The 16984-nt window shown below is 45.1% G+C and carries 15 protein-coding genes; 10 read left to right on the plus strand and 5 right to left on the minus strand.

Annotated elements, in window-relative coordinates:
• Window positions 1-13: 13 nt before the first annotated feature.
• A complete protein-coding gene (gene glyA, locus ACPEGP_RS10995) occupies window positions 14-1270 on the plus strand; it encodes a serine hydroxymethyltransferase (RefSeq protein WP_423813440.1) in 1257 nt (418 codons plus the stop codon).
• Between the two features lie 207 nt (window positions 1271-1477).
• Here the strand turns inward: glyA and ACPEGP_RS11000 are convergent, their stop codons facing one another.
• The 5 genes from ACPEGP_RS11000 to ACPEGP_RS11020 form a co-directional block, all read right to left on the minus strand.
• A complete protein-coding gene (locus ACPEGP_RS11000) occupies window positions 1478-2176 on the minus strand; it encodes a ZIP family metal transporter (RefSeq protein WP_423813441.1) in 699 nt (232 codons plus the stop codon).
• A 200-nt stretch (window positions 2177-2376) separates the two neighbouring features.
• The gene (gene gltS / locus ACPEGP_RS11005) at window positions 2377-3648 is read right to left on the minus strand and encodes a sodium/glutamate symporter (protein ID WP_191691449.1); all 1272 of its coding nucleotides are present in this window, start codon (window positions 3646-3648) and stop codon (window positions 2377-2379) included.
• 84 nt (window positions 3649-3732) lie between these two features.
• The gene (locus ACPEGP_RS11010) at window positions 3733-4110 is read right to left on the minus strand and encodes a barstar family protein (protein WP_423813442.1); all 378 of its coding nucleotides are present in this window, start codon (window positions 4108-4110) and stop codon (window positions 3733-3735) included.
• A 1-nt stretch (window position 4111) separates the two neighbouring features.
• On the minus strand, window positions 4112-4891 hold the full coding sequence (locus ACPEGP_RS11015) for a ribonuclease domain-containing protein (RefSeq protein WP_423813443.1): 780 nt from the start codon (window positions 4889-4891) through the stop codon (window positions 4112-4114).
• 152 nt (window positions 4892-5043) lie between these two features.
• Window positions 5044-6345 carry a glutamate-5-semialdehyde dehydrogenase gene (locus ACPEGP_RS11020; RefSeq protein ID WP_423813444.1) on the minus strand — a complete coding sequence of 434 codons (1302 nt, stop codon included), beginning with the start codon at window positions 6343-6345 and terminating at the stop codon, window positions 5044-5046.
• A gap of 416 nt (window positions 6346-6761) precedes the next feature.
• On the opposite strand from ACPEGP_RS11020, the gene ACPEGP_RS11025 reads away from it, so the two are divergent.
• From ACPEGP_RS11025 to ACPEGP_RS11065, 9 genes are all read left to right on the plus strand, one after another.
• On the plus strand, window positions 6762-7076 hold the full coding sequence (locus ACPEGP_RS11025) for a hypothetical protein (protein WP_423813445.1): 315 nt from the start codon (window positions 6762-6764) through the stop codon (window positions 7074-7076).
• A gap of 344 nt (window positions 7077-7420) precedes the next feature.
• Window positions 7421-8218 carry an ABC transporter ATP-binding protein gene (locus ACPEGP_RS11030; RefSeq protein WP_313205858.1) on the plus strand — a complete coding sequence of 266 codons (798 nt, stop codon included), beginning with the start codon at window positions 7421-7423 and terminating at the stop codon, window positions 8216-8218.
• A gap of 306 nt (window positions 8219-8524) precedes the next feature.
• Window positions 8525-9325: a transporter substrate-binding domain-containing protein gene (locus ACPEGP_RS11035; RefSeq protein ID WP_180952506.1), complete on the plus strand. Its 801-nt coding sequence runs from the start codon at window positions 8525-8527 to the stop codon at window positions 9323-9325.
• 137 nt (window positions 9326-9462) lie between these two features.
• Entirely contained in the window at window positions 9463-10401 is a 939-nt protein-coding gene (locus ACPEGP_RS11040; RefSeq protein ID WP_423813446.1) for a transporter substrate-binding domain-containing protein, read from the plus strand.
• Between the two features lie 143 nt (window positions 10402-10544).
• Complete coding sequence (locus ACPEGP_RS11045; RefSeq protein WP_423813447.1) at window positions 10545-11504, plus strand: ABC transporter substrate-binding protein; 960 nt, start codon at window positions 10545-10547, stop codon at window positions 11502-11504.
• A gap of 603 nt (window positions 11505-12107) precedes the next feature.
• Window positions 12108-12854: an ABC transporter permease gene (locus ACPEGP_RS11050; RefSeq protein ID WP_068405995.1), complete on the plus strand. Its 747-nt coding sequence runs from the start codon at window positions 12108-12110 to the stop codon at window positions 12852-12854.
• Between the two features lie 12 nt (window positions 12855-12866).
• On the plus strand, window positions 12867-13592 hold the full coding sequence (locus ACPEGP_RS11055) for an ABC transporter permease (protein ID WP_193031118.1): 726 nt from the start codon (window positions 12867-12869) through the stop codon (window positions 13590-13592).
• 179 nt (window positions 13593-13771) lie between these two features.
• A complete protein-coding gene (locus tag ACPEGP_RS11060; protein WP_369811286.1) occupies window positions 13772-14401 on the plus strand; it encodes a fumarylacetoacetate hydrolase family protein in 630 nt (209 codons plus the stop codon).
• A 280-nt stretch (window positions 14402-14681) separates the two neighbouring features.
• On the plus strand, window positions 14682-16883 hold the full coding sequence (locus tag ACPEGP_RS11065; protein ID WP_423813448.1) for a PhoX family protein: 2202 nt from the start codon (window positions 14682-14684) through the stop codon (window positions 16881-16883).
• Window positions 16884-16984 lie beyond the last annotated feature (101 nt).

Here is a 16984-nt window from a genome sequence, read left to right on the forward strand (position 1 = left end):
CTAGGACATCACTATGTTTAAAGATATTTCTATCAAAGAGTTTGATCCAGTACTTGCTGAAGCCATGGCCGCTGAAAGCGTGCGTCAAGAAAACCACATCGAGCTTATCGCTTCAGAAAACTACTGCTCACAAGCAGTGATGGAAGCCCAAGGCACTGACCTGACCAATAAATACGCTGAAGGCTATCCTGGTAAGCGTTATTATGGTGGCTGTGAGCACGTCGATGTGGTTGAGCAATTGGCCATCGACCGTGCAAAAGAGTTGTTTGGTGCAGAATACGTCAACGTCCAGCCGCATTCTGGTAGCCAAGCAAACTCGGCTGTTTTCTTAGCATTATTAGACGCTAATGACACCGTGCTTGGCATGAGCCTAGACGCTGGTGGTCACTTGACACATGGCGCGCATATCAACTTCTCAGGTCTAAACTACAACGCCGTACAGTATGGTTTGGTTGAAGAAACTGGTCTGATCGATTATGACGAAGTTGAGCGTTTGGCAAAAGAGCACAAGCCTAAGATGATTATTGCTGGCTTCTCAGCCTATTCGCAAGTGGTCGATTGGCAGCGTTTCCGTGATATCGCCGATGAAGTTGGCGCGTACCTTTTAGTAGATATGGCACACGTTGCTGGTTTGGTCGCGGGCGGTGTTTACCCAAACCCAGTACCATTTGCCGATGTGGTCACGACTACCACGCACAAAACCTTGCGTGGCCCACGTTCAGGTATGATTTTAGCACGTGATGAAGAATTGGCGAAAAAGCTAAATTCTGCCGTATTCCCTGGTAACCAAGGTGGCCCGCTCATGCACGTTATTGCGGCAAAAGCGGTTTGCTTTAAAGAAGCCTTAGAAGATAACTTCAAAACTTATCAGCAGCAAGTGGTTAAAAACGCCAAAGCAATGGCAAAAGTGATTCAAGACCGCGGCTATGAAATCATCTCTGGCGGTACTGAAAATCACTTGATGCTTATCAGCCTAGTCAAGCAAGAAATGACGGGTAAAGAAGCCGATAAATGGCTTGGTGATGCGCACATTACCGTGAATAAAAACGCCGTACCAAACGATCCAAAATCGCCATTTGTTACTTCAGGTATCCGTATCGGTACGCCAGCGATTACTACGCGCGGCTTTAATGAAGCACAAGCGGGCGAATTGGCTGGTTGGATTTGTGACGTGCTAGATAGCCGCGGTGATGAAAAAGTTGCTGCTGAAGTACGCAGCAAAGTAGAATCTATCTGTAAAGAGCTTCCTGTTTATGAAAAGAACCAGTAGTTTTTAAATGCTTGGTTTTAACAGTTAGATATAAAAAACCGCTTAGCTTAATGGCTAGGCGGTTTTTTGTTGCGCTGACGTTTATTTATTAGGAAGTCAGTTTATACGAACTAAACCGTCTATACAGTACTAAACTGTAAAATTCATCATTGTGATAAATCTATTGCACAATATAGCTTACTAACGCATAAATATTTAACCTGTCTTTTAACCACCAAGCTGATTTAATGCCAGTGCTAAGATGAGGCCAACGGTGGTACTAATACCTGCCCAATGGTTGCTACGTTTAAAGGCGGTCGGGAAGACCTCGGTCGCTAAAGAAGCAATAACCGCTCCTGCCGCAAAACAGTTGATGGCGCTGATGATGGCGTCATCGACATTTTTTAGCAGCACCTTGCCTAGGATAGCCGCCAGCGATAATAAAATTGCAGCCCCAATCCAAAGCATGAGCACTTTTTTATTGCTGGCACCGTTGCGGCGCATTTCTTTGGCACCACCTGCTGCCTCTGGTAAGTTGGATAACAGGATAGAGCCCGCCAGCGCCGCCACTTGCATGACGTTGCCGCTGATCAATGCTACACCCAGCGCTAGGTTTTCTGGTATGCCATCGAGGGTGATGGCTGCCAGTAGTCCTGAGCCGCCATCGGCGTTGAGCTTTTCATCGAGTAGATAATCGACACTCGCAAATACCACTGCGCCTAGCATGGCAAAGGCGGCTGTTACCCAAACGCCGCTGTCAGTCACCGCTGGCTGTATCAGTTCGATGACGACCGATATCATCAGCGCGCCGCCAGCGAGCGCCAGTAAATTACCTTCAAGCCAGCTAGGTAAGCGGCCGTAAAGCCCCCAAAGCGCCCCAATAATTAGAGCGCCTGATACCACAAGAATCACTGCAACCATTAACATAATAGGCCTCAATATTTTTATAGGTTATTGATAACGGCTAATGGTTGTGGTGTCATTATAAATTGCGTAATTGTTGTGTTAGACGCTGTTAACGGCCCATTTTGCTCATATAAAAAACCCAAAAAAAACCCGATTATATTTTTATAATCGGGGTTTATCTAAATTTATTTAATCAAAATTTCTGATTTATATCTTCTTTATCAAAACGGTAACTTGGTAAATATCTGCAAGATAGTTGCGTTAACGATATCGACAAAGAAGGCACCAACCATTGGTACAATCAAAAACGCCTTAGGTGATGGCAGGTAGCGATCAGTCACTGCCTGCATATTGGCAATAGCCGTTGGCGTGGCGCCCATACCAAAACCAGAGTGTCCAGCTGCCAAAACAGCGGCATCATAGTCTTTACCCATGACTCTAAAGGTAACAAAATAAGCATAACCAATCATGACTAAAGTCTGCACGACCAAGATAATCAATACAGGACCCGCCAAATCTGTCAGCTCCCATAGTTTTAGCGATAGCAGCGCCATGGCTAAAAATAGACTTAATGACGCATTACCAATCACATCGATAGCACGGTCGAACATATCAAAATTAAACACCATGGTTAAGGCATTACGAATGATAACGCCGCCTGCTAATGCCCAAACGAAGGTAGGCAGCTCAAACGCAGTATCTGCTGCAACCAGCGTCATGATATCTGCAAACGCCAACGCCCCTGCAAACAAAGCCAATGACTCAATCGTAGAAGAGGCGGTAATTAGGCGAATGTTATCAGGTTTTTCGAACATCTCTTCATGGCGATGATCGCCATCTTCGCTATGTTTGGTACTATATAACGACTGCTTGCCAGCAAGCTTTTCAACGTCGCTTTGATTGGGATTAACAGGGGTGGGTTTAAGCCCCATTTTATTGATCAATCGGCGTGCAACAGGACCACCAACCAGACCACCTGCAACCAAACCATAGGTAGCAACGGCAATGCCAAGGGTAGTAGCACCCACCACATTGTACTGTTCTTCTAATACAACGCCCCACGCGCCTGCGGTACCATGGCCGCCTGTTAGGGCGATAGAGCCAGTCACCAAGCCAAGCAGTGGATCAAGACCCAATACGCTGGCCATCGCTACCCCAACCACGTCTTGTAAAATAATAAAGACCGAGACGACGATAGTGAAAATTAATAAAGGTGTACCACCTGCTTTCAGCCGTCCAAAATCGGCACTAAGTCCGATAGAGGCAAAAAACATCAGCATGGTTGCTGTTTGTAGTCCTTGGTGGAAGTTAAAGCTATAACCCCAAATCAAATTAAGGGCATAAACAATTACAGCAGCAATCAAGCCACCAGCCACGGGTTCTGGGATATTAAAGTCTTCCAAAAACTTAATTTTCTTCACCAAAAAGCGCCCTAATAGCAGCACCAATGTGGCAAAAATTAGGGTGTAATATCCGTTTAATGTTACTTCCATAAGTTCATCCTTTCTCTAAATATGAATTCACCTAAATTCGAGATAAAACTGGCTTTATCTCGAATTTAGGTTCTGCTCGTTTTGCTATTCGTAGGTATCGTCTGACGTCTCAATAATCCATAATTGGGGTTTGCCAAAATCTTTATAAGCGTCTTCGATCAGGCGCTTAAAGACATTAAAGTCCTCGCTGTTGATTTTTTCTACCGCATTTAAGTAAAGCGTTAAATCAGTGATATCACTATCGGTCAAACAGTCCCAAGCGCTGTCCCAATTATGGGCGAAATAGCTGGGAAAATTGGCAGCTGTCGCTAAACTATTTAGCAGCGTTTCTTTATTCAAAACATCGTCAATGGGAATGTTAATCGCATGCTTAGGAATGCGATGAATAAGCGCTTCGTTTTTTTGGGCAATGGCGTTTTGGTTAACGTCATTTTTTTTAATATAATAAATCGCTTGGCTCATATCATCTCACCTGCAATGGTCGAAAGCTGTCGTAATGGTCGACGGTCAAATAATAGACGGTTGGCGGATGGCCGCCGGTGACAATACGCCGTGCGCCGCGATGCGAAACGCCCGGTGTCGGCACAGTGTATTCGCGATAATAGCCTTGCGACTGGGCAGGCAATTTGCCTTCGCGATTATAAAAGGGGGTGCCATCTTTATCAGGGTAAGGAAATGGGCCGCCTTGCTGAATCAGCGCCAGTGTTTGGTCTATTTGCGCATCACCCGTGATAGCTGCTGTGGCTGCTGTATCAGGGCTAGAGGTCTTAGGCGCTGTCTGCGTTATAGACGTTGCTGGCGTACTATCTGCAAAAAAACTGGAGGTTAAATCGCCAAAGAAGTAGACCGCCATGGCAAACAGCGCGATAAAACTCAATAGGGTAGAAAAACCGCTTTTTTTATGTTGACTGCTTTGATTGTTTTTTGACTGGTTTTTTCGATGATAGCTAGCGTTATTTTTATGCGTATTTTTTGCGTGTTGTTTGGTTGAATTTGCTAGCGGTGTTTTTGAGTCTGCCGTTTCTAAAATACTTAATTCGTTAGCGGTGACTTCGGTGGCGCGTAATTGGTTTTTATCATTACGCTGACTGTTAAAATAGACACGTTGACCCTCGCTTATTGGCTGCAATAAGCGCACGCTGCTGATATGAAAGAAGACATCTTCATCTTGATTGTCTACTTCGATAAAGCCATAGCCTTTGTCAGCATTCCAGTGTTTAATTTTGCCACTTTGCATGGGCACGGCTTCCTATAGCGTGGTTCTATTCAGCAAAATAATTTTTATATGCCATATATAGCATATTTATCAATAATAAAAAAACGCCAGCAATTAAGCTGACGTTATTTAAGATTATACTCGAATTAGGCAATAAATTATAGTGCAGCAATGATGCCCTAGGCGCGTGTTTCGCCGTGACCGTAAACAATCCATTTTTGCGAGGTTAAACCCTCAAGCCCAACCGGTCCACGGGCATGGATTTTATCGGTTGAGATACCGATTTCTGCTCCAAGTCCGTACTCAAAGCCATCGGCAAAACGGCTCGAGGCGTTAATCATCACGCTTGCCGAATCGACTTCGCGGATAAAGCGCTGTGACTTGGTGTAATTGTCGGTAATGATGACGTCGGTATGGTGGCTGCCGTGAGTGTTGATATGTTCAATCGCTTCATCGATACCCGTTACCACCTTGACTGCCAAGATAGGCGCAAGATATTCGGTGTCCCAGTCCTCGCTGGTGGCTGCCGATAAATGACCTTGCAGGGTAACATTGTCATTTAAAATCGCCTGTGACTTCTCATCGAGGCGCAGTTGCATGGCGTCATCGGCTGTTACGATGGCTTCTGCAATTTTTGGTAATAGTTCGGCTGCGATTGATTCATCGACCAATAGCGTCTCCATGGTATTACAGGTACCGTAGCGGTGGGTCTTGGCATTAACACTGACTTTAATCGCCGTGTCTGCATCGGCATCGCTATCGATAAAGGTATGACAATTACCATCTAAATGCTTAATCACAGGGACGCGGGCATCGCGGCTGATACGTTCAATCAAACCTTTACCGCCGCGTGGTACGATCACATCGACATAGTCCGTCATGGTAATCAGCTCGCCAACAGCAGCGCGGTCAGTGGTTTCTAGCACTTGTACGCTATGCTCAGAGAGACCGACCTTTTTTAAACCCTGTAAAATGCATTTGGCAATCGCTTGATTGGATTCAAAGGCTTCAGAACCACCGCGTAAGATAATAGCATTACCAGATTTTAGCGCCAGCGAAGCCGCTTCTAAGGTGACATTGGGACGCGACTCATAAATCATCCCGACCACCCCGAGTGGCACACGCATTTTGCCTAAATGAATACCTGATGGACGATAAGTCATGTCGGTCACTTCACCGATAGGGTCAGGCAATGCCGCCACGTCTTTTAACCCTTGCAGCATACCATCGAAGCGTGCATCGTTTAGCTCTAGACGATCGAGTAAGGCAGCGTCCAAGTCGTTTTTTTGCCCCTTATCCATATCGATTTTATTGGCCGCTAAAATATCAGCTTTGGCGCTTTTTAACGCATCATAGATTGCCATCAGCGCCGAATTTTTATCGCCAGTATTGGCCGCAGCTAACGCTCGTGATGCCGCGCGCGCTTGCTGGCCGACCGTCTGCATATAGGCGGTTACATCTGTGGTATTTGATTGCGTCATAAATTAACGTCCTTTTATCATCAATAATCTAAAAAATATCATTTAGCGCTCTACGTTTAGCGCTCTGCTATTTAACATAGAGGAGATGAGGACGATAGTAAAGTCGATTTTGTGAACAACGACCGTTTAGCAAGCACTGCGGAGTTTTCTTATATTGTATTTTAAGGTTTTAACTTTTTATAGCGTCTATAAGTAATGGGAGATAAAAAAGTATGCTGTCAGTTACGTATTTTTAACAGAACTGCGCTGCAACTGCTAAGGTAGTCGTGGTCAATCGTGAGTATAGTGGGCGCTAAGACGGTCAATTCATACGCTATCTCATACGCTATCAATGAAAGACATAGCAATTGGCTGATGCAATAAAGTGATGGATTTTATAAAGATTAATAAATTAAAGACTCATGATGGAGAAAAAAATGGCTATTAAAAATAAAACCTATAAAAACTGGCTCACGGTAGGCTTGGTAGCAGCAGCACTAAGTGTCAGCGCCTGCGGCAAAAAAGACGAAGCGCCAATGGACGTTGAACCAACCGCTGACGCGCAGACGCCAGTAGAAAATAACGCTACCGGCGTGGCAACGGCAAACAGTACGGATGATGTCGCGGTTGCAAGTGCCGATGCTAATGAGGGTATGGCGGTTAGCGAAAATGATGATGTCGCGGTAGCAACTGCTGATGATGCAGAAGTCCTTGATGGAACTGAAAGCGAAGAGCACATTTCGACTTACTAGTTGAGCTTGTTAAATGCCGCTTGCAAGCGTCGACTGACTATTTAGCAGATAAAACAGCGCTAGCGGCGTTAAGATGATAAAATAAGGCCCATAACGGACTATGCGTTATGGGCCTTATTTTGTCGTTGATTCCTTTTAAAAAGAATACCGCGCTACTTAGTTAGAATTATCTAAGCCGAGCGCCGTTTTGAGTATTTCTTTATAGGCAATGAATTATCCTGTCAAACTCTAATGACCTTTAATAACTGAAGGGGCAGGGTTTGCCTTTTTATCGCATTATAGGCGACAATGGCGCATTTTTTTATTCATGTTTTCACTCATATTTATTGGAAGTCTGCTAAACCATGCTTGATACTGCAAAGAATCCGACTCGGCCTATCGCCTTAGATTTACAAGACGTCCATAAAAGCTACGGCTCGTTGGCGGTGCTAAAAGGGGTATCTCTCACCGCTTATGATGGCGACGTTATCTCTATTTTAGGCTCGTCTGGCTCCGGTAAGTCAACCTTGCTGCGCTGTATTAACTTGCTTGAAAAACCCAATCAGGGGCGTATCATCATCGGCAATGATGAGCTGATGCTAAAACCTGCCAAATCAGGCGAATTGCAAGCGGCAGATATCAAGCAGCTAGAGAGCTTACGTGCGCGCGTCGGTTTTGTCTTTCAAAACTTTAATTTGTGGCCACACAAGACCATTTTGCAAAATATCATCGAAGGACCAACGCAGGTCTTAAAAATCAAAAAAGACCAAGCGATTAGCGATGCAGAAAAACTGCTCGATAAAGTGGGTCTGCTCGATAAAAAAGATGCTTATCCGGCGAATTTATCGGGCGGTCAGCGTCAGCGGGTAGCGATAGCACGCGCCCTTGCCATGCAGCCACAGGTGTTATTATTTGATGAACCAACCTCGGCCCTTGACCCTGAGCTGGTCAATGAGGTGCTGGCGGTGATGCGCGAGCTGGCAGAGGAAGGGCGTACCATGCTGATTGTTACCCACGAAATGCGCTTTGCCCGTGAGGTATCAAGCAAAGTGGTGTTCCTGCATCAAGGTATCATCGAAGAAATTGGTACACCTGAACAGGTATTTGATAATCCAAAGTCTGAACGCGTCAAAGATTTTATGGCATCTCATCGTCAAAACTAGAAGCGAGTGTTTGACAGGTTATTGGTTGAATGTCAAAAAACCTAAAACGCTTACAATGCAAAAGTTGCCCTTAGTAACCTTCTTGGCCTAAATTTTCTTAGCCTATTTATTACCGAATAATCACAGTTGGTATGCAAAACGTTTGTTTTTGATATTTGAGTCAGGTATTATCAAAAGGTTTATAGGCAGTCGCAAATCGCGCCTGCTTATGTCTTTATGTTCATTGACTTGCTTATCTGGCAGGGACGCCAGAGAACAAAATATCAGAACCCTATATCAAAAACCTCATCAGAATTTAAGGAATGTATGATGTCGAATTCTCGCCTCTTGTGGTCATCGATGACCGTCACCGCCGCGCTTATGCTTGGCGCTTGTAGTCAGTCTGCTAATGACGCTACTGATAGCAGCGCTGATGCCTCTGCTACAGAAACGGCTGGCAAGACCATTCGTATCGCCACTGAGGGCGCATACCCTCCTTTTAACTATACCAATGCCGATGGCAGCTTGGCAGGATTCGATATCGACGTCGCCAATGCCTTATGCGCGCAAATGCAAGCCAAATGTGAAATCGTTGCTCAAGATTGGGACGGTATTATTCCAGGTCTATTGGCGCAAAAATACGACGCCGTCATCGCTGGTATGTCAATCACTGAAGAGCGCCAAGAAAAGGTTGATTTTAGCGAGCCGTACTTTGCCAATACCATGGTTTGGCTTACCGATACCAAAGGCGGCTTTGACCCCAAATCCATTAAAAACCTAACCCTTGGTGGCCAGCGTTCAACGACACCTGGCGCGTATTTACAAGATAATTATGAAGGTAAAGACGGCAACACCGTCAAGCTTTATGATAATTATGACAATGCCTACTTAGACCTAAAATCTGGTCGTAGCGATGCGGTACTTGCTGAAAAAGTCTCTGCCAAATCATGGTTAGCGGATAATCCAGAAGGGTTCGGTATCGTGGGTGATGAGATTGATAACGACGATAATATTGCCATTGCTGTCCGTAAAGGTGACTCAATCAAAGACGACTTTAATAAAGCGCTGAGCGAAATCCGTAGCAACGGTGAGCTTGCCCGTCTTGAGCAAGAAAACTTCGGTCAGTAATTTGCTTGATGCGCTTTGCGAGAAGTCTTTAACTGATAGCTATTAGTCAACAGACGGTTTCGATAAGCGCTGATTAACCAATGTCTGACCCATTGCGGATGAATAACGGCTGGTAAATATATTAAGGAATAACCTCTATGATCACTTCAATGACCTCATCAATGAGCAAAAAAGCGCTATGGCTTGCGCCGCTTAGTGCAGCGATGCTGATGCTTGCTGCTTGTAACAACAGCTCAACGCCTACAGAAAATACGGACGCCGCTGCTACAAGCGATGCCCCTTTACATATAAAAATCGCTACAGAATCGAGCTATAAGCCTTTTAGCTATACCGACGCCGATGGTAAATTAATCGGCTACGAGATTGAGCTGGTAGACGCCTTATGTGCGCAAATGAAAGCTGAATGTGAAGTTATCTCGCAAGATTGGGACGGCCTCATTCCAGGGCTAAATGCGCAGAAATTTGATGCCGCCATTGCTGGTATGTCAATCACCCCTGAGCGTAAAGAAGTCGTAGAATTTAGCGACCCGTACTTTCATACTGGCATTATCCTCATTGGTAAAAAAGGCGATGATATTACCGTCGATGGCCTAAAAGGTCAGCCAGTTGCCTCACAGCGCTCGACGGTTGCGTCACAATATCTACAAGAAAAACATGCCGACTCTGACATCAAGCTTTATGATACTCAAGACAACGCTTATCTAGACCTAACCTCAGGTCGCGTGCGCGCCATGATGTCTGATAAAGTCACCGGTATCGACTGGTTAAAAACCGACGCCGGTAAAGACTACGAAGTCAAAGGTCAAGAAATCAGCACCAGCGATGATGCGATGGGTATTGCCTTTCGTAAAGGCGATCCATTGGTTGCCAAGTTTAATAAAGCTTTGGCTGAACTAAAAGAAAACGGCACTTATGATCAAATCACCGGCAGTTATTTTGGCACCAGCTCAACAGCGGCGGCGCAAAAAGCAGTAGCGACTGACGGCGTCAAAGAAGTGGTGGTCGTTGATGATGGTAATGTCGATGCCAATGCAGTAATTGCCAAAGAAGAGCAAGCAGAAACGGCGTCTAATTAATAGAGTTGTCTCTCATAATCTATTAGATAAGCGCTGATTTTAATAAAGCACGTTTTAATTAAAGCGTGCTTTATGCCCTCTACAATACTTTCCTAAGTACCAATGCCAATTAATAATGTCAAATAACAACATCAAGGATGATTATGAGCAACCATCTTCTTTTAGCACCTGTGCCTAGTACGTCCTCTGTTACCTCATCCGCCAGTAAGCACTTGTTAAAGACAAAATCGATGCTAGCCTTAGCGGCACTATTGGCCTTAGCGGGCTGTAGTAATGGTCAAAATGAGACTAACGAAAGCGCAAGCTCGGATACGACTAAAACGTCAGAAGCGGCTGATAATAATGGTGCGGCGAGCGACGATGATAATGTACTACGTATCGGCACCGAAGGCGCTTATGCCCCTTTTAATTACACCAATGCCGATGGCACGCTTGGCGGCTTCGATGTTGAAATCGCCAATGCTATTTGTGACGAATTGCAGATGACCTGTGAAATCATAGCGCAAGATTGGGACGGTATTATTCCGGGACTTAAAGCCGGTAAATATGATGCCATCGTCGCGGCGATGTCGGTCACGCCAGAGCGTGCAAAGCAAGTGGCTTTTACCGATCCGTACTTTAGCAATGCCTTGGTGTTTTTAGCCAAAAAAGACAGCAACTTTGATCCTACCAATAGCAGCGATATCGATGCGCATTCTATTGCCGCCCAGCGCTCGACCATCTCTTCGCAGTGGTTAGAAAATGCCTATCCAAAAGCTGATATGAAGCTTTATGATACCTTGAGTAATGCCTTTTTGGATTTGGGTTCAGGTCGCGTTGATGCCATGATATCTGACAAACTCCCAGCGCTAGAGTGGCTTGGCTCACCGTCAGGCAGCAATTATGCAATCAAAGGCGATGAGATAGATATCAATGATAATTTTGCAATTGCCGTGCGTCCTAACGATGAAGCCTTGCAAGCCAAAATCAATAAGTCTTTAGCCAATCTAAAATCCAATGGTACGTACGATAAAATCAATCAAAAATATTTTGCCGTACCAGCGAAGGTGGCAAACACTGAGACAGTATCAACCGAACCAACGGTAGAAAATGCAGCGCAATAAGCGCTTATTATCATTATTATATTAATCACGGTTTTCCCTATTTAGCGGTAAACGTGAAGTCATAAAAGCAAAAAGACATTACCATCAGGGTGATGTCTTTTTTGCTTTAATAATAGGGTTACTTTACAACCAATACAGGGCGAGTAGGATAAATTTTTCGAAGCCTCTGGAGTGCAAAGCGCACAGCAAGCAAGAAAAATTTATCCTACTCGCATCTGGTTATTATTCTATCGATTTTGTTTAAAAATGATTATCATGATTCCTTACTCAAAGAATCACCACAATTTTATGCATTATGAAGGGTCAACTTTTATCAGATATCACTGATTTATAGGCTATTTATCCTGATAAGTATCTATTTAGGCAGCGCTTTTATGCGTGAGTATTAACATAGCTGGCAGCGAATATGATAAAATCAGCGCTCATTTCTACTGTGTCAATTTCCGCCGCCAAAATCGTATGTATCTGACGTCACTCTATGACGCAAAAAACCGCCATCTATGCGGTTGGTCATACGACTATGCGCAGCGCTCAGCTATTGATGCTGATTCTTTTAACTCATATTTTGCAACTTGCTAATATAAAGAGACTGAGTGGATAATTGTGTTTGATTTACAAGGATTTGGCGCGCTATTACTAAGCGGCGCTACCGTCACTATAAAGCTGGCGCTGACCAGTTTGGTCATCGGTATGGCGTTAGGCTTGCTTGGCGCGACCGCCAAGATGTCCAATGTCTGGCTGCTGCGTAAGCTTGCGACGGTCTATACTGCCACGATGCGCGGCATCCCTGAGCTGTTATTAGTGCTGTTTATTTATTACGGCGGCTCAATCTTGCTTATGAGCATCCTCAAAAAGTTCGGCTATAACGATTATATCGAGATTAGCGCGTTTTGGGGCGGGGTGATGGCGTTATCGATTGCCTTTGGTGCTTACGCGACCGAAATTTTTCGTATGTCCATTCAAGAGATTCCGGTAGGGCAAAGAGAAGCGGCGCAAGCGATTGGCATGCGACCTTTTCAGACTTTTTATCGTATTACCTTGCCGCAAGTTTGGCAGATTGCGCTGCCAGGTCTCGGCAATTTGTTTTTGGTATTGCTCAAAGATACCGCCTTGGTGTCGGTCGTCGGTCTAAAAGATATCATGTATCAATCGTCGCGCGCGGCACAGTCGACACAGCAGCCGTTTACCTTTTATATGGCCGCGGCGATTATTTATTTGGGTCTGACCATGTTGATTACCGGTTTTATGATGTGGCTTGAGTGGCGTGCCAATCCGGCGGCGCGTTATGCTAAAAAGCTCAGCCGTCAAACCCACCATCAAACCACTCAAAGTCAATCGACCATAGGGTAGAGGAGAGATACTATGGATTGGAATTGGCAGGTCATTTTTGACCATATCCCTGATTTAATGGGTGGCGCGGTATTGACCGTCCAGCTCGTTGTATTCTCGGGTATTATTGGGTTGTTTTTTGGTTTGATTTTGGCATTATTGCGCCTGTCCAAAAATTGGCTGGTGCAAGTTTTACCATTTTTATATATCTTCTTTTTCCGTGGCACGCCGCTACTAGTACAAATATTTTTGATTTATTACGGGCTTGGGCAGTTCGAAGCGGTACGTAACTCGTTCTTATGGGAGCCGGTACTTAGCCAAGCTTATTGGTGTGCCATCATCGCCTTTACCCTCAATACTAGCGCCTATTTGGCAGAGATTATTCGCGGTGCAATCCAAAATATTCCTGTGGGCGAGCTTGAAGCCGCCGATGCTATTGGCATGTCAAAATGGCAGAAGCTGACGCGTATTACCTTACCGCGCGCTTTTGGTATTGTGATTCCTGCCTACAGTAACGAAGTTATCTTTATGCTAAAGGGAAGCGCGCTGGCATCCACCATTGCGTTGATGGATATCACGGGCGTTGCGCGTACGATTAGTGCGCGTACTTATACCTTGATGGAATTGTTCTTTGCGGCCGGTGTCGTTTATCTGCTGCTGTCGTGGGTGATTTTATTTAGCTTTAGATTGTTTGAAAAACGTATGAATCGTCACGCCAGCTATGTGCCGCCAGACGTGGTTACCAATACCATTCCTTAAAAGTAGGCACGGCAAAATAAAAAAGCTATAGTGGTCATAAATTAAAAAATCGGTCGGAAGGAAACTGTATGAGCTCATCGCCCCATATGTCCATCGCCAACGCTATTATTGGTAATGTGAAAGATACTGCTGGCACCACTGATACCAATAGTGATACCAGCATTGATAATAGCGAACGTCTGCGTACTTCTATCGGTAAAGTCGTCTGTGTCGGGCGCAACTATGCGGCGCATGCAGAGGAGTTGGGCAATGAAGTGCCTAGCGCGCCGATGCTATTTATAAAACCTGCCTCTTCGGTGGTATCTATCCATCAGTGCGTTGAGCGCCCAAACCCTGCCATCTTTGGCGAAACCCACTATGAAGCTGAGCTTTGTATTCAGCTAGCAACAGACTTATCAAAAGCCACGCTTGCAGAGGCGAAACAAGCTATTGGTGGCGTGACATTAGGGCTTGATTTGACCTTGCGTGAGCTACAAACTGAGCTGAAAGAAAAAGGTCATCCTTGGGAGCGCGCCAAGTGCTTTGATGGCGCTTGTGTGCTTGCTGACTGGCTCGATGCAAATGCCTTTGGTGACTTCAGAAACGTCCATTATCAGCTGAATATTAATAACGAACTTAAGCAAGACGGCGATAGTGCCTTGATGCTATTTCCCGTTTATGAGTTATTGGTCAATATCAGTCATGCTTTTAGTTTGCAAGCGGGCGACGTCATTATGACCGGGACGCCAAGCGGCGTTGGCGCTTTACATGCGGGCGATGTGTTGACTTTAAAACTAGGCGCTCATCAGTGGCAGACAGAGGTTAAATAAGTTTTTATCACAGCTATCACCTATTAATCTGTGAAGGCATTAATGCTTAACGCTATCAAAAAATCCCAAGTGAACGCTTGGGATTTTTTTGGTTTATCAGTGGTGATAGTCATTTATCCTAAGCTTATCATTAAATAACTATCAAATCGGCATTTGGTTTTCAACGTACTGTCATAAACACTCAGTAGAATTAGGCATAATTCGTATTTTGGTGATTGCAATTACAAGACTGCAATCAACTCTCTCATGCCAATCAAGCCTAACAGCAAGGTGACTGATAATGACATTATTGAATAACAAACAACCGCTTGCCCATGAAGTCGTTGAAGATTCTAATCCGAGCAACAATATTGATTTTCAAACCATTATTAGTCGCCGTTTAAATCGGCGTAGTATCCTAAAAGGTGGCACAGGATTGACAGCGGCGGCGTTTTTTGGAGCGCTACCTTTAGTTGGCTGTAGCGACGATAACGATAGTATTCCTACCAAAAATAATGGCAATGATGCTGCTATCCCTGCACAAGGTGATCTCAAGCGTCCCGAAACTTTGAAGTTTACCGCAGTGGCGCATTCGACTGCCGAAACCATGAGCGTGGCGGCAGGCTATAAGGCTGAGATGATACTGCCTTTAGGCACGCCGCTGATATCTGGCATTGATGATTGGAAAGACAATCGCGAGCAGTCAGCTGAGTCATTCGAATGGCGTATGGGTGATAACCATGATGGCATGTGGTTCTTTGGCAAAAAGGGCACTGCCTATGATGCCAAAGCATCAGAGAATGGACTACTGGTCATGAATCATGAATACGTCAATAGCAGCGAGCTGAGCCCATTTGGTTACCATGTGATCCAAGATAAAAATGCTGCGCCAATCTTTCAAAATCGTCGACTTGCAAGCGACGTACGTCGTGAGGTCAATTGTCATGGGGTAGCAGTGGTCGAGATGAAGCGCCGCGCCGATGGCATGGGCTATGAGATGGTCCCCAATTCAAAATACAATCGCCGTATCACCAGCAGTACAACCACGCAATTAGCAGGTCCTGTTGCGGGCTCTGATTTGGTCAAGACCAAGTTTGACCCAACAGGCTTTCAAACTCGCGGTATCAATAACAATTGCGGCGCAGGCTTATCGCCATGGGGCACCTATCTGACCACCGAAGAGAATTTTTTAGGGGTGTTTGCCCGTGGGCAAGATGCCAGTCAGCTGAGCGCAGGACAAAATTATGGTCGCGAGCGCTATGGCGCAACGGAGAATTTCTCTGGCTTTGAATATCTTTGGCACACCCCTGATGCCAAAGATGCCAAGATCGTAGACGAGTTTTCACGCTGGGATATGACTGCTACTAGTGCTAGCGCTACTGACGATTATCGAAATGGTTTTAATACCTTTGGTTATATCACCGAAATTGATCCTTTTGATCAAAATTCCATGCCTAAAAAGCGCACGGCACTGGGACGTTTTGCTCATGAAAACTGTGCTTATGCTCCCGTTGAACAAGGCAAACCGGTGGTGTTTTATATGGGCGATGATGCTCGCGGTGAATATATTTATAAATTCGTCTCTAAAGCCACATGGTCAAATGCTGATATCGGTGGTGGATTAAAAGCGGGTGACAAGTATTTGAATGAGGGCACGCTCTATGTTGCCATTTTTAATGAAAATGGTCGCGGGGAATGGAAAGCGTTGATTCATGGTCAAAATGGACTGGATGCTTTGAACAGCGAGTTGCCTTTTCATGGACAAGATGAGGTATTGGTCTTTGCTCGCGCGGCAGCAGATGCAGTCGGTGCAACCAAAATGGATCGACCAGAATGGGTATCGGTCAGCCCGATAACGGGTGAAGTGTATGTGACTTTGACCAATAATAAATATCGTGGTGTACGAGATGATCAGCCAGTGTCGGCGTCCAATCCGCGCAGCTATAATACTGGCGGCAAAGCGCGTGGCAATGACAACGGCCATATCATTCGCTGGGCAGAAGCGGGCGGTGATCATGCGGCAACCAGTTTTGACTGGGACATTTATTTATTTGCTGCACCGAATGATTTAGTAGCAGAAAATTTATCGCAATTAAATGACAGTAATGATTTTTCTTCTCCCGATGGCTTATACTTCGATCCACGCGGCGTTTTATGGATTCAAACAGACGACGGCGCTTATACCGATACCAGTAGCTGTATGTTACTGGCAGCGCTACCGGGTAATGTAAGCGATGGCGCCATTCAAACCACGTCAGTAGGGCAACAAACCCGAGTCGGTATGCCTGCCAGCAATGATAACATCAAACGATTTTTTGTCGGTCCGGAGGGATGTGAAGTCACAGGTATCACGATGACGCCAGACTTTAAAACCTTGTTTATTAATATTCAGCATCCGGGTAATACATGGGGAGCAGTGGCTGGCGGTAGTACCCCGCGCTCAGCGACAGTTATGATTACACGCGAAGATGGTGACGTCATACTGGCAGAATCCTTTGTCTAGTTAACTATTTGCATTAGTAATGATACGTCTGAACAAACATAAAAATCCTAAGTCATGGCTTTAGGATTTTTGTGTTGTAGGCGATAGCTACTAATGGGTAA

The organism is Psychrobacter sp. 219-2-C, from assembly GCF_049560815.1.
Taxonomy (GTDB): domain Bacteria; phylum Pseudomonadota; class Gammaproteobacteria; order Pseudomonadales; family Moraxellaceae; genus Psychrobacter; species Psychrobacter faecalis.

Coding starts and splice junctions, on each gene's coding strand:
- ACPEGP_RS11065 (WP_423813448.1), top strand. CDS start 14,682: ATGACATTATTGAATAACAAACAACCGCTTGCCCATGAAGTCGTTGAA.
- ACPEGP_RS11045 (WP_423813447.1), top strand. CDS start 10,545: ATGAGCAACCATCTTCTTTTAGCACCTGTGCCTAGTACGTCCTCTGTT.
- ACPEGP_RS11025 (WP_423813445.1), top strand. CDS start 6,762: ATGGCTATTAAAAATAAAACCTATAAAAACTGGCTCACGGTAGGCTTG.
- ACPEGP_RS11010 (WP_423813442.1), bottom strand. CDS start 4,110: ATGAGCCAAGCGATTTATTATATTAAAAAAAATGACGTTAACCAAAAC.
- ACPEGP_RS11055 (WP_193031118.1), top strand. CDS start 12,867: ATGGATTGGAATTGGCAGGTCATTTTTGACCATATCCCTGATTTAATG.
- ACPEGP_RS11000 (WP_423813441.1), bottom strand. CDS start 2,176: ATGTTAATGGTTGCAGTGATTCTTGTGGTATCAGGCGCTCTAATTATT.
- glyA (WP_423813440.1), top strand. CDS start 14: ATGTTTAAAGATATTTCTATCAAAGAGTTTGATCCAGTACTTGCTGAA.
- ACPEGP_RS11040 (WP_423813446.1), top strand. CDS start 9,463: ATGATCACTTCAATGACCTCATCAATGAGCAAAAAAGCGCTATGGCTT.
- ACPEGP_RS11035 (WP_180952506.1), top strand. CDS start 8,525: ATGATGTCGAATTCTCGCCTCTTGTGGTCATCGATGACCGTCACCGCC.
- ACPEGP_RS11020 (WP_423813444.1), bottom strand. CDS start 6,345: ATGACGCAATCAAATACCACAGATGTAACCGCCTATATGCAGACGGTC.
- gltS (WP_191691449.1), bottom strand. CDS start 3,648: ATGGAAGTAACATTAAACGGATATTACACCCTAATTTTTGCCACATTG.
- ACPEGP_RS11030 (WP_313205858.1), top strand. CDS start 7,421: ATGCTTGATACTGCAAAGAATCCGACTCGGCCTATCGCCTTAGATTTA.